This is a genomic window from Streptomyces sp. NPDC006610, assembly GCF_040611575.1.
GTDB lineage: Bacteria > Actinomycetota > Actinomycetes > Streptomycetales > Streptomycetaceae > Streptomyces.
Map to the genome: position 1 here is coordinate 45,860 of NZ_JBEXOP010000016.1, position 12,168 is coordinate 58,027.

Here is a 12,168-nt window from a genome sequence, read left to right on the forward strand (position 1 = left end):
CTCTGCCGCGCGCGCCTCACTCCCGGGTGAGGCGCGCCCCCGAGTGGACGCCGGGCTGGTACTTCGGCAGCCGGGCGGTGACCTTCATGCCCGCGCCGACGGCCGTCTCGATGACCAGCCCGTAGTCGTCGCCGTAGACCTGGCGGAGCCGGTCGTCGACGTTGGACAGGCCGATGCCGCCGGACGGGCCGACCTCCCCGGCGAGGATGCGGCGCAGCAGCTCGGGGTCCATGCCGACGCCGTCGTCCTCGATCACGACGAGCGCCTCGGCGCCCGCGTCCTGCGCGGTGATGCTGATGCGGCAGGTGTCGGTCCGCCCTTCTATGCCGTGCTTCACGGCGTTCTCGACGAGCGGCTGCAGGCACAGGAAGGGGAGGGCGACCGGCAGCACCTCGGGGGCGATCTGCAGGGTGACCGAGAGCCGCTCCCCGAAGCGTGCCCGCACCAGCGCCAGGTAGTGGTCGATGGCGTGCAGTTCGTCGGCGAGGGTGGTGAAGTCGCCGTGCCGGCGGAACGAGTAGCGGGTGAAGTCGGCGAACTCCAGCAGCAGCTCGCGGGCGCGCTCGGGGTCGGTGCGCACGAACGAGGCGATCACCGCGAGCGAGTTGAAGATGAAGTGCGGGGAGATCTGGGCCCGCAGGGCCTTGATCTCGGCCTCGATGAGACGGGTGCGGGACTGGTCGAGGTCGGCGAGCTCCAGTTGGACGGAGACCCAGCGGGCGACCTCGCCGGCGGCCCGGACGAGGACGGCCGACTCGCGGGGCGCGCAGGCGACGAGCGCCCCGTGCACCCGGTCGTCGACGGTGAGCGGAGCGACGACGGCCCAGCGCAGCGCGCAGTCGGCGGCGTCGCAGGTGAGCCGGAACGCCTCGCCGCGGCCGGTCTCCAGCGGGCCGGCCAGCCGTTGCATGATCTCCTCGCGGTGGTGGGCGCCGACGCCGTCCCAGGCCAGCACATGGGTGTCGTCGGTCAGGCACAGGGCGTCGGTGCCGAGCAGCGTGCGCAGTCTGCGGGCCGACTTGCGGGCGGTCTCCTCGGTGAGGCCGGCGCGCAGCGGGGGCGCGGCGAGGGAGGCGGTGTGCAGGGTCTGGAAGGTGGCGTGCTCGACGGGAGTGCCCAGCTCGCCGATGGTCTCCGGGGGCCGGGCGGTGCGCCGTCCCAGCCAGAAGCCGGCGGCCAGCAGCGGCAGTGCGGCGACGCACAGGCCGGCCAGGAAACCGCTCAAGGCTTCACCTCCGTGCGCAGTTCCTCGGGCAGGTGGAAACGGGCCAGGATCGCCGCCGTGCCGGCCGGCACCCGCCCCGGGGTCGCGAGCGAGACCAGGATCATGGTGAGGAAGCCGAGCGGCACCGACCACAGCGCGGGCCAGGCCAGCAGGGCGTGCGACGGGCCCTCGCCGGGGAAGCCCGCCATGGTCGCGGCGACCGCCAGGAAGGCCGAGCCGCCGCCGATCACCATGCCCGCGGCGGCGCCCGGCGGGGTCAGCCGGCGCCACCAGATCCCGAGCACCAGCAGCGGGCAGAAGGACGACGCGGACACGGAGAAGGCGAGCCCGACCGCGTCGGCGATGGGCAGTCCGCCGACCAGGGTGCTCACCGCGAGCGGGGCCGCCATGGCCAGCGCGGTGCCGAGCCGGAAGTGCCGTACGCCGCGGGAGGGCAGCACGTCCTGGGTGAGCACGCCCGCCACCGCCATGGTCAGCCCCGACGCCGTGGACAGGAACGCGGCGAACGCGCCGCCCGCCACCAGCGCCCCGAGCAGGTCGCCGCCGACGCCGCCGATCATGCGGCCCGGCAGCAGCAGCACGGCGGCGTCGGCGTCCCCGGTGAGGGTGAGTTCGGGGGCGTAGAGCCGGCCGAGGGCGCCGTAGACCGGCGGCAGCAGGTAGAAGCCGCCGATCAGGGCGAGCACGGCGACGGTCGTGCGGCGGGCGGCGACGCCGTGCGGGCTGGTGTAGAAGCGGACGACGACGTGGGGCAGTCCCATGGTGCCGAGGAACGTGGCGAGGATCAGCCCGTACGTGGCGTACAGCGGGCGTTCGGTGGTGCTCTCGGCCCGTGAGGGCGACAGGGCGTCGGTGCGCGACTCGGCCGCCGGGACGGGGGTGCCCCGGTCGAAGGTCAGCCGTGTGTTCCGCTCGATGCGGTGGGTGCCGGCGGGCAGTCGGAGGCGTTCGTCGGTGTGGGGGCGGCCGTCGACCGTGCCGTGCACCGTCACCGTCAGGGGGCTGTCGAGTTTCAGGTCGACGGTGTCGTCGATGCGCACGACGCGCTGCTCGCGGAAGGCGGCCGGTTCGTCGAAGGCGTCGCGCGGAGCGCCGTCGCCCTGCCAGGAGACGATCAGGAAGAGGGCGGGGACCAGGAGGGCGGTGAGTTTGAGCCAGTACTGGAAGGCCTGCACGAACGTGATGCTGCGCATGCCGCCGGCGGCGACGATCGCGGCGACGACGACGGCGACGATGATCCCGCCGAGCGGGTCGGGCGCGCCGGTCAGCACCGCCAGTGTCAGTCCCGCGCCCTGGAGCTGGGGCAGCAGGTACAGCCAGCCGACGCCCAGCACGAAGGCGCCCGCGAGCCGCCGCACCGCCGGGGAGGCGAGCCGGGCCTCGGCGAAGTCGGGCAGGGTGTAGGCGCCGGAGCGGCGCAGCGGTGCGGCGACGAACACCAGCAGGACCAGGTAGCCGGCCGTGTAGCCGACCGGGTACCAGAGCATGTCGGGGCCTTGGACGAGGACCAGTCCGGCGATGCCGAGGAAGGAGGCGGCGGAGAGGTACTCGCCGCTGATCGCGGCGGCGTTCAGCCGGGGGCCGACGGTGCGGGAGGCGACGTAGAAGTCGGAGGTCGTGCGGGAGATGCGCAGGCCGAAGGCGCCGACGAGGACGGTGGCGACGACGACGAGGGCGACGGCGGGGACGGCGTATGCGGAGTTCACGGCTGGTCCTCGGTCCCGGGCGGCGCGGTCAGCGGTCTTCCACGAGGCGGACGAAGTCGCGTTCGTTGCGCTCGGCCCGGCCGACGTACCAGCGGGCGAGCAGCACGAGGGGCGCGTACAGGCCGAAGCCGAGCACCGTCCACTCCAGGCGGCGGGCGTCCGGGGTGACCGCGAAGAGCAGGGGCAGCGGGCCGACCAGCAGCACCAGCACGCCGACCACGGTGAACGCGGCGCGCAGCTGGGTGCGCATCAGGGAGCGGACGTAGGCGTGGCCGAGGGTGGTCTGCTCGTCGATTTCGGTGCGCGGGCGGTAGTAGCCGAAGGCTCCGCGGGGGCGGCGGCGCGGTCCGGTGACGACGACCCGGCGTTCGGTGGGTTCCTGGGGCATGCGCGGGTGTCCTAGCTCGTGGTGCGGCGCATCAGCAGGTCGCGCAGTTCGCGTGCGTGACGGCGGCTGACCTGGAGTTCCTCGGAACCGATCAGGACGCTGACGGTGCCGGCGTCGAGACGGAGCTCGCCGATGTGGCGCAGGGCGACCAGATGGCGGCGGTGGATGCGGACGAAGCCGCGGGCGCGCCAGCGGTCCTCCAGCGTGGACAGCGGGATGCGCACGAGGTGGCTGCCCTTGCCGGTGTGCAGCCGGGCGTAGTCGCCCTGGGCCTCGACGTGGGTGATGTCGTCGACGGCGACGAAGCGGGTGACGCCGCCGAGTTCGACGGGGATGTGGTCGGGGTCGGGCTCGTGCACGGGGATCCCGGGGGCGGCGCCGCGCCGTTCGGCGGCCCGGCGCACGGCCTCGGCGAGGCGTTCCTTGCGGACGGGCTTGAGCACGTAGTCGACGGCCTTCAGGTCGAAGGCCTGGACGGCGAAGTCCTCGTGGGCGGTGACGAAGACGACCAGCGGCGGGCGGGCGAACCCGGTCAGCAGCCGGGCCAGGTCCAGTCCGTCCAGGCCGGGCATCTGGATGTCGAGGAAGACGACGTCGATGGCCTCCGGCCCGTCCGGTCCGCTCTCCAGCGCGCGGTTGATCCGGCGCAGTGCCTCGGTCGCGTCTCCGGCCCCCTCGGCGCTGCCGATCCGCGGGTCCGCGTTCAGCAGGTACACCAGTTCCTCCAGCGAGGGGCGTTCGTCGTCGACAGCCAGGGCGCGCAACATGAACGTGGAGTCTAAGGGCCATCCTCGCGCCTGCACACGGGCGAACGGGGACGTATCCGGATGGATACAGTGCCCGCATGAACAGCAGGCCGGCGCCCTTCGACGAGCTCGACCGGAAGATCGTCACCGCGCTCATGGCGAACGCCAGGACCAGTTTCGCGGAGATCGGCGCGGCGGTCGGGCTGTCCGCGACGGCGGTGAAGCGGCGGGTGGACCGGCTGCGCGAGACGGGTGTGATCACCGGGTTCACGGCGACGGTGCGGCCGTCCGCGCTGGGCTGGCGCACGGAGGCGTACGTCGAGGTGTACTGCGAGGGCGCGGCGCCGCCCCGGCGGCTGGCGGAGGTGGTGCGCAACCATCCCGAGATCACCGCGGCGATGACGGTGACCGGGGGCGCGGACGCGCTGCTGCATGTGCGGGCGCGGGACGTGGAGCACTTCGAGGAGGTGCTGGAGCGGATCCGGACGGAGCCGTTCATCCGCAAGACGATCAGTGTGATGGTGCTGTCCCATCTGATACCGGAGAGCCCGGAGGCGGGCGCGAGCCAGCCGGCGCCCGAGGAGGGGCCCAGGGACGCACCGACCGTGCGCTGAAGGCCGAAGAAACGCAGCATCGCTGCGTGAACGCGCAGCTCTCGTTCCTTGTCGGCCGTGTGCGGCGCTTCCTACCGTGGTGTCAACCCCGAGTCGACACCGTTGGAAGCGGAGGAACCCCTCTGTGCCCGAAACACGTGTCCCGCGCCCACGGCGCTTCCTCGTCTGCGAACCCGGACACTTCGCCGTGCGGTACGCGATCAATCCCTGGATGCATCCCGACGTCCGGGTGGACGTCGATCTCGCGCAGGAGCAGTGGCGGTCGCTGGTCCGCGCCTACCGGGCCCACGGCCACACGGTCGAGACCGTGGAGCCGGTGGCCGGGCTGCCCGACATGGTCTTCGCCGCGAACGCGGCGGTCGTGGTGGGGGGCCGGGTCTTCGGCTCCCTGTTCCACGCACCGGAGCGGCGCCCGGAGTCCGTGCACTACGACAAGTGGTTCAAGGCGGCGGGCTTCGCCGTGCACCGTCCCGAGTCGGTGTGCGAGGGCGAGGGCGATCTGATCCCCGCGGGCTCGTTCGTGCTGGCGGGCACCGGCTTCCGGACGACGGTCGCGGCCCATCGCGAGGTGCAGGAGTTCTTCGGCGTGCCGGTGATCGGGCTGACCCTGGTGGACCCGTACTTCTACCACCTGGACACCGCGCTGTTCGTGCTGGACGACGGGCCCGGGGAGAACATCGCCTACTACCCGGACGCCTTCTCGCCCGGCAGCCGCGAGGTGCTGGCGCGGCTGTACCCGGACGCGGTGCTCGCCACCCGCGAGGAGGCGCTGGCCTTCGGGCTCAACTCGGTGTCCGACGGACGCCACGTGTTCCTCTCGGCTCAGGCCGGCTCGCTGGCCGAGAAGCTCGCGCGCCGCGGTTACGTCCCCGTCCCCGTCGACCTGTCGGAGTTCCGCAAGGCAGGCGGCGGCATCAAGTGCTGCACCCAGGAGATCCGCTCATGACCGCTCCCGCCCGTACGCGTTCGTCCGCCGATCTGATCCGCGCCGAGGAACCGGTCCTGGCGCACAACTACCACCCGCTGCCCGTGGTCGTCGCCCGCGCGGAGGGCGCGTGGGTCGAGGACGTCGAGGGCCGGCGCTACCTCGACATGCTGGCCGGCTACTCGGCCCTCAACTTCGGGCACCGGCACCCCGCGCTGGTCGAGGCCGCGCACCGTCAGCTGGACCGGCTGACCCTGACGTCCCGCGCGTTCCACAACGACCGGCTCGCCGGCTTCGCCGAGCGGCTCGCGCGGCTGACCGGGCAGGACATGGTGCTGCCGATGAACACCGGCGCGGAGGCGGTGGAGAGCGGCATCAAGGTGGCCCGCAAGTGGGCCTACGACGTGAAGGGCGTTCCCGCGGACCGGGCCACGATCGTGGTCGCTGCGGACAACTTCCACGGCCGCACGACGACGATCGTCGGCTTCTCCACCGACGAGACCGCCCGCGCGGGCTTCGGCCCGTTCACGCCGGGCTTCCGGGTCGTGCCGTACAACGACCTGGCCGCGCTGGAGGCGGCGGTAGACGGGACGACGGCGGCGGTGCTGATCGAGCCGATCCAGGGCGAGGCCGGGGTGATCGTCCCGGACGACGGCTATCTGGCGGGGGTGCGGGAGCTGACCCGCCGTGCGGGCTGCCTGTTCGTCGCCGACGAGATCCAGTCCGGGCTCGGCCGCACGGGCCGCACGCTCGCCGTCGAGCACGAGTCGGTCGTGCCGGACCTGGTGCTGCTCGGCAAGGCGCTCGGTGGCGGCATCGTGCCGGTGTCCGCGGTGGTCGGACGCCGGGAGGTGCTGGGCGTGCTGCGGCCCGGGGAGCACGGCTCCACCTTCGGCGGCAACCCGCTGGCGGCGGCGGTCGGCACGGCGGTGGTCGAGCTGCTGGAGACGGGCGAGTTCCAGCGCCGGGCGGGCGACCTCGGGGAGATTCTGCGGGACGGCCTGTCCTCCCTGGTCGGCAAGGGCGTCGTCGGCTTCCGCGCACGGGGGCTGTGGGCGGGCGTGGACATCGACCCCGCCCTCGGCACGGGCCGCGAGATCGGCGAGCGTCTGATGCGCGAGGGCGTCCTGGCCAAGGACACCCACGGCTCCACCATCCGGCTGGCGCCGCCCCTGACGATCACGGCGGAGGAGCTGCGGTCGGCGCTCGGGGTGCTGGAGCGGGTGGTGACGGCCGGCGCGTGAGAGCGCCGGCCGGCGGCCAGGCCCGGTGCCGTGCCGATGCCGTGCCGGCCGGGTCCTCGGCAGGACGCGGCCGGCCGGTGCGGGCTCCACGGCCGAAGCCCACGTCGGTGCGGCCAGAATCGTGCCCGCGCCGCACGGGGCGCATCCGGCGACCGGCCGCCGGAACCGCCGCCCCTGCGCCCCCGGGGGCCGGGGCCACCCCGTGGCGCCCGCACACCGTCGCGCGCTCCCGGGCCCCGTGGCGGCCCGTACCGCGGCAGGCGCCGAGCCCGGCCCCCGGGTCGCGCCCCTCCCTCCCGTCGGCCGCTCCCGCCGCGGTCGCGCGGGCGTCTCGGCCCCGGTCGGGGCCCGGCCCTTCGCGCCCGGTCCGGCGGGGCGGTGGGAGAAGGGTGAAGATGGGGGCAGATGGTCGTGGGCCACTCAGCGACAGAGAGGTCTGCCGTGGGCACTGACGAGGACCGTGACGGCGACCACCGCCGGATCGACGTGGCGGACGCCGCGCCCCTGCTGCTGGACGCGCGGGGCGTCGTGACCGGCTGGACCCGGGACGCGCAGCGGCTGCTCGGCCACGCGGCCTCCGACGCCGTGGGCCGCGACCTCGCCGACCTGCTCGGCGGCGAGGACGCCGCGCGCGCCCCCGCGCTGCTGGAACGGTGCCGGCGGGAGGGCGGCTGGTCGGGGCTGCTCATCGCGCGACGGCACGACGGCACGCAGGTCCGGGTGATGGTGCGGATCACCGCGGCGGATGAGGCCCGGGGCCCCTCACGGTGGCTGGTGCTGGCGTCCGAGTCGGCGGACACGCCCGGCTGGGACATGAGCCGCGGCGTCCTGGAGCAGATGATCGCCCACTCCCCCATCGGCATCGCGATCCTCGACACGGACCTGCGCTTCGTCTGGTCGAACGCGGCCCTCGCCCAGTTCGGCGGCGGCCCCCCGGACCGCCGCCTGGGCCTGCGGCTCGCCGACGTCCAGCCCGGCATGGACGCCGAGGCCATCGAGACGCTGATGCGGCGCGTGCTGGAGACGGGTGAGCCGGTGGTGGGCTACGAGCACGTCGGCCGGGTCCGCTCCGCGCCGCTGCGCCAGTCGGCGCACATGATGTCGTTCACCCGCCTGGACGACGGACACGGCCACCCCATGGGCGTGTACTGCACGGTCGTGGACATCACCGAGCGGCACCGCGCCCGGCAGCGGCTCGCCCTCCTCGACCGCGCCGGAGAGTCCATCGGCCGCACCCTCGACCTCACCCGGACCGCCCAGGAACTGGCCGACGTCGCCGTGCCGGGGCTCGCCGACCTCGTGACCGTGGACCTGCTGGAGTCGGTGCTGCGCGGGGCGGAGCCCTCCGAGGGGCCGCTCGGGGACGCCGACACGGTGCCGCTGCGCCGGGCCGGCCACCGCTCCGCGGCCGACAGGGTGCCGGTGGCCGTCGTCGGCATCGGCGAGGTGGTCGCGTACCCGGCGGGCTCGCCCCCGGTGCGCTGCCTGCGCACGGGCCGTGCCTGGCGCGAGGAGCGGCTGGATCCGCTCGGCGAGGCGTGGGCCGGGCACGCGCGCGGCGGCCGGACGCCGATCTTCCTGGAGCTGGGCCTGCACAGCGTGATGATCGTGCCGGTGCGGGCCCGGGGCGTGACCCTCGGCGTCACCTCGTTCTTCCGGCGCCTCGGCCAGGAGCCGTTCGGCGAGGACGACCTGAGCCTGGCGGAGGACCTGGTGTCCCGGGCGGCGGTCTGCGTGGACAACGCCCGCCGCTACACGCGCGAGCGCAACGCCGCCCTGGTGCTCCAGCGCAGCCTGCTCCCGCACCGGCTGCCCGAGCAGGAGGCGGTGGAGGTGACGGCGTACTACCGGCCGGCCGACGAGCTGACCGGCCTGGGCGGCGACTGGTACGACCTGATCCCGCTGTCCGGCGCGCGGGTCGCCCTGGTGGTGGGCGAGGTGGCGGGCCACGGCATCGCCGCCGCCGCCGCGATGGGGCAGCTGCGGACGGCCGTACGGACGCTGGCGGCGTTGGATCTGCCGCCGGAGGAGGTGCTGGCCCATCTGGACGATCTGGTCGCGCGGTCCTCTCGCGAGGAGGTGTCCGGGGTGGACGGCCTGGCCTGCGAGGTGGGTGAGGCGGTGACGGCGCCCGCCGTCGGCACCGGTTGCGTGTACGCGGTGTACGACCCGGTCGACGGGCAGTGCACGCTGGCCTCGGCGGGGCATCCGGCCCCGGCCGTCGTCCTCCCGGACGGAACGGTCACGTTCGTGGATGTCCCGCCGGGTCCGCCGCTGGGCGTGGGCGGGCCGCCGTTCGAGTCGGTCGAGGTCGCCCTCGCCCCGGGCAGCACGCTCGCCCTGCACACCGACGGCCTGATGGCCCGCGACGAGGGCTCCTGGTCCCCGCGGGCCGGTCGGGAGCGCCTGCGCCGCGCGCTGGAGCGGCCCGAGCCCTCCCTGGACCGGCGCTGCCGTGCCGTGGTCGACGCGCTGGTCCCCGAGCGGCCGCACGACGACGTGGCCCTGCTGCTGGCGCGCACCGGCCTCCTCGGCGACGACCAGGTCGCGGACTGGGACCTGCCCGCCGACCCGGCCCTGGTCGCCGAGGCCCGCAAGACGGCCGTGCGGCAGCTGGAGGAGTGGGGGTTCGGGGAACTGGCGTTCACCACGGAGCTGGTCGTCAGCGAACTGGTCACCAACGCCATCCGGCACGCGGCCGGTCCGATCCGGCTGCGGCTGATCCGGGCGCACGCCCTGATCTGCGAGGTCTTCGACGGCGGGGCCACCGCCCCGCACCTGCGCCATCCGCGCACCACCGACGAGGGCGGTCGTGGGCTGCTGCTGGTCTCGCAGTTCACCCAGCGCTGGGGGACCCGTTTCGTCCCCGAGGGGAAGATCATCTGGGCGGAGCAGTCGCTCACGGACGCCGCGTGACAGGGGTGTTGGGCGACCCCCGCAGCCACGTCCGGTTCCTTCCGGACCCGCCCGCACATACACTCCGACCACCGGAGTTGAGGAGCCAGCCCTTGTTCTACCACCTGCTCAAGTACGTGCTTCTCGGACCGCTGCTGCGGCTGGTGTTCCGGCCCCGCATCGAGGGCCTGGAGCACGTGCCGACGACGGGCGCGGCGATCGTCGCCGGCAACCACCTGTCGTTCTCGGACCACTTCCTGATGCCCGCGATCCTCAAGCGGCGGATCACGTTCCTGGCGAAGGCCGAGTACTTCACCGGCCCGGGTCTCAAGGGCCGGCTGACGGCCGCGTTCTTCCGCAGCGCGGGGCAGATCCCGGTGGACCGCTCCGGCAAGGAGGCGGGACAGGCGGCGGTCCGCGAAGGGCTCGGTGTGCTGGGCAAGGGAGAACTGCTCGGCATCTATCCCGAGGGGACGCGCTCGCACGACGGCCGCCTCTACAAGGGCAAGGTCGGGGTCGCCGTGATGGCGCTGAAGGCGGGGGCGCCGGTGGTGCCGTGCGCGATGATCGGCACCTTCGAGGCCCAGCCGCCCGGCCGGAAGCTCCCCCGGATCCGCCCGGTGGCCATCCGCTTCGGCGAGCCCCTGGACTTCTCCCGCTACGCCGGGATGGAGAACGAGAAGGCGATCCTGCGCGCCGTCACCGACGAGATCATGTACGCCATCCTGTCGCTGTCCGGGCAGGAGTACGTCGACCAGTACGCGGCCGTCGTCAAGGCCGAGCAGGCCGCGGCGAAGGCGGAGGGCGAGCGCAGGTTCCCGCGGCTGCCGCGGCGCTGACCCGTCGCGGTCGCGTCGGCCGAGGCCGGCCGGCGCCTCGTCCAGCAGGCGGCGCAGGCGCAGGGGGCCACGCGCCCGCGGCAACGCCGACCCGTCACGGACGCGTCACGTCGATCCGGGCCAGCGCCTCGTCCAGCAGGCGGCGCAGACGCAGGGCGTCCGGGGCGACGCCGGTGACGAGTGCGGCGGGGCCGGCGAGCGGGACCACGGCGGCCGTGTCGCCCAGCATCCGTGCTTTCGCCGGCCGGTCCGTGAACTCGGGGCGAGCGACGAGAAGTTGCCCCATCGCCCGGTGGCCGGCCAGTCCGGCGGGGCCGTCCCAGCCGCCCGGCGCTCCCGGCCCGCAGGCCAGTTCCTGGTCGAGGACGGTCCGTCCGCCGATGCGCAGGCGAAGGCGGCTGGTGAGCCGGCCGGGTTCCTCGCCGGCCCGCCCGAGCACCTGTTCCTCGCGCAGCACCAGCCGGGCGCCCGGGGCGAGGTCGGCGTGGGTGCGGACGTACAGCTCGCTGCCCCGCGCGGAGATCAACTGTTCGGGCAGCCACAGCAGTTCACCCCCGTCGGCAACGGTGAGCCGGACGTCGTAGCGGGCGGGTCCCTTCGTCTGGCCGGGCAGGGCGATGGTGGCGGCGGCCGAGCCGACCCGCAGCCGGGCGCCCTCTCCGACTTCGGCCTCGACGGTGAAACGGTCGCCGCCGAGGGGCCCGCTCATCGCACCGACCAGCGTCACCCGGGCCTCGCCCGCCCCGCCCCGGGTGCGGCGGGGCGCGAGCGGGCCCTCGCCCTCCAGCACGGGCAGGGCGGTGCCGCCGCGTCCGTCGCCGCGGGCGTGTATCCGCGCGGCGGCCCGGACCCCGCCGACCGGGGTCACGCCGTCCACCCCCACGCCGTCCGCGCTCACGCCGTCCACACGGCGAGTCGCTCCCGCACCCAGCCGGCGACCTCTTCGACCCCGGCCTCGCCGCGCAGGGACTGGAAGACGACCGGCAGTCCGGCCCGCTGCACCTCGGCGTCGGCCGCCATCCGGGCGAGGTCGGAGCCGACGTACGGGGCGAGGTCGGTCTTGTTGACGACGAGCAGGTCGGCGGTGGTGACGCCGGGGCCGCCCTTGCGCGGGATGTCGTCGCCGCCCGCGACGTCGATCACGAAGACCTGCGCGTCGACCAGGCCCCTGGAGAAGGTGGCGGTGAGGTTGTCGCCGCCGGACTCGACCAGGATCAGGTCGAGCGGGCCCACCTCGTCCTCCAGGTCCTCGACGGCTTCGAGGTTGGCGGAGATGTCGTCGCGGATCGCGGTGTGCGGGCAGGCCCCGGTCTCGACGGCGGTGATCCGCTCGGGCGGCAGCACGGCCTCGCGCAGCAGGAACTCGGCGTCCTCGCGGGTGTAGATGTCGTTGGTGACGACGGCGAGGGACAGTTCGTCGCGCAGGGCTCGGCACAGGGCGGCGACGGTGGCGGTCTTGCCGGAGCCGACGGGGCCGCCGAGGCCGATGCGCAGGGCGCGGCGGCTGCCGTCGGGGCGGCGGGCGTCGGCGCCGACGGCGGCGGGGCCGTGGTGGGTGTGGTCGAGGTGCATGGCGGCGGCTCCTT

11 protein-coding genes are annotated in these 12,168 nt (G+C 74.4%); 5 read left to right on the forward strand and 6 right to left on the reverse strand.

The annotated features are described in order from the left end of the window. Window positions 1-16: 16 nt before the first annotated feature. From ABZY13_RS15530 to ABZY13_RS15545, 4 genes are read right to left on the reverse strand one after another with little or no spacing between them, the layout of a single operon-like run. Entirely contained in the window at window positions 17-1,225 is a 1,209-nt protein-coding gene (locus ABZY13_RS15530) for a histidine kinase (RefSeq protein WP_356630808.1), read from the reverse strand. Beyond that, window positions 1,222-2,931 (reverse strand): cation acetate symporter, encoded by a 1,710-nt coding sequence (locus ABZY13_RS15535; protein ID WP_356630810.1) that lies wholly within the window; start codon window positions 2,929-2,931, stop codon window positions 1,222-1,224. Before ABZY13_RS15535 ends, ABZY13_RS15530 begins: the two co-directional genes overlap by 4 nt. Before the next feature lie 28 nt (window positions 2,932-2,959). Then, on the reverse strand, window positions 2,960-3,319 hold the full coding sequence (locus ABZY13_RS15540; protein ID WP_356630812.1) for a hypothetical protein: 360 nt from the start codon (window positions 3,317-3,319) through the stop codon (window positions 2,960-2,962). A gap of 11 nt (window positions 3,320-3,330) precedes the next feature. Further along, window positions 3,331-4,086, reverse strand: a complete 756-nt coding sequence (locus ABZY13_RS15545; RefSeq protein ID WP_356630814.1) for a LytTR family DNA-binding domain-containing protein — start codon at window positions 4,084-4,086, stop codon at window positions 3,331-3,333. A gap of 77 nt (window positions 4,087-4,163) precedes the next feature. Here ABZY13_RS15545 and ABZY13_RS15550 point away from each other — a divergent pair, with 77 nt between their 5' ends. From ABZY13_RS15550 to ABZY13_RS15570, 5 genes are all read left to right on the forward strand, one after another. After that, window positions 4,164-4,679, forward strand: a complete 516-nt coding sequence (locus ABZY13_RS15550) for an Lrp/AsnC family transcriptional regulator (protein WP_356630816.1) — start codon at window positions 4,164-4,166, stop codon at window positions 4,677-4,679. A gap of 124 nt (window positions 4,680-4,803) precedes the next feature. Further along, window positions 4,804-5,625 (forward strand): dimethylargininase, encoded by an 822-nt coding sequence (gene ddaH, locus ABZY13_RS15555; RefSeq protein WP_356630818.1) that lies wholly within the window; start codon window positions 4,804-4,806, stop codon window positions 5,623-5,625. Next, window positions 5,622-6,848 carry an ornithine--oxo-acid transaminase gene (gene rocD / locus ABZY13_RS15560; protein WP_356630820.1) on the forward strand — a complete coding sequence of 409 codons (1,227 nt, stop codon included), beginning with the start codon at window positions 5,622-5,624 and terminating at the stop codon, window positions 6,846-6,848. The genes ddaH and rocD overlap by 4 nt, the downstream gene beginning before the upstream one ends. 441 nt (window positions 6,849-7,289) lie before the next feature. Continuing rightward, window positions 7,290-9,764, forward strand: coding sequence for a SpoIIE family protein phosphatase (locus tag ABZY13_RS15565; RefSeq protein ID WP_356630822.1), 2,475 nt, complete (start codon window positions 7,290-7,292; stop codon window positions 9,762-9,764). Window positions 9,765-9,856: 92 nt separating this feature from the next. Continuing rightward, window positions 9,857-10,582: a lysophospholipid acyltransferase family protein gene (locus ABZY13_RS15570; RefSeq protein ID WP_356630824.1), complete on the forward strand. Its 726-nt coding sequence runs from the start codon at window positions 9,857-9,859 to the stop codon at window positions 10,580-10,582. A gap of 94 nt (window positions 10,583-10,676) precedes the next feature. Here the strand turns inward: ABZY13_RS15570 and ABZY13_RS15575 are convergent, their stop codons facing one another. Together ABZY13_RS15575 and ureG are read right to left on the reverse strand one after the other, a co-directional pair. Further along, window positions 10,677-11,459, reverse strand: a complete 783-nt coding sequence (locus ABZY13_RS15575) for an urease accessory protein UreD (RefSeq protein WP_356631030.1) — start codon at window positions 11,457-11,459, stop codon at window positions 10,677-10,679. A gap of 17 nt (window positions 11,460-11,476) precedes the next feature. After that, on the reverse strand, window positions 11,477-12,154 hold the full coding sequence (gene ureG, locus ABZY13_RS15580; protein WP_356630826.1) for an urease accessory protein UreG: 678 nt from the start codon (window positions 12,152-12,154) through the stop codon (window positions 11,477-11,479). Between the last annotated feature and the right edge of the window lie 14 nt (window positions 12,155-12,168).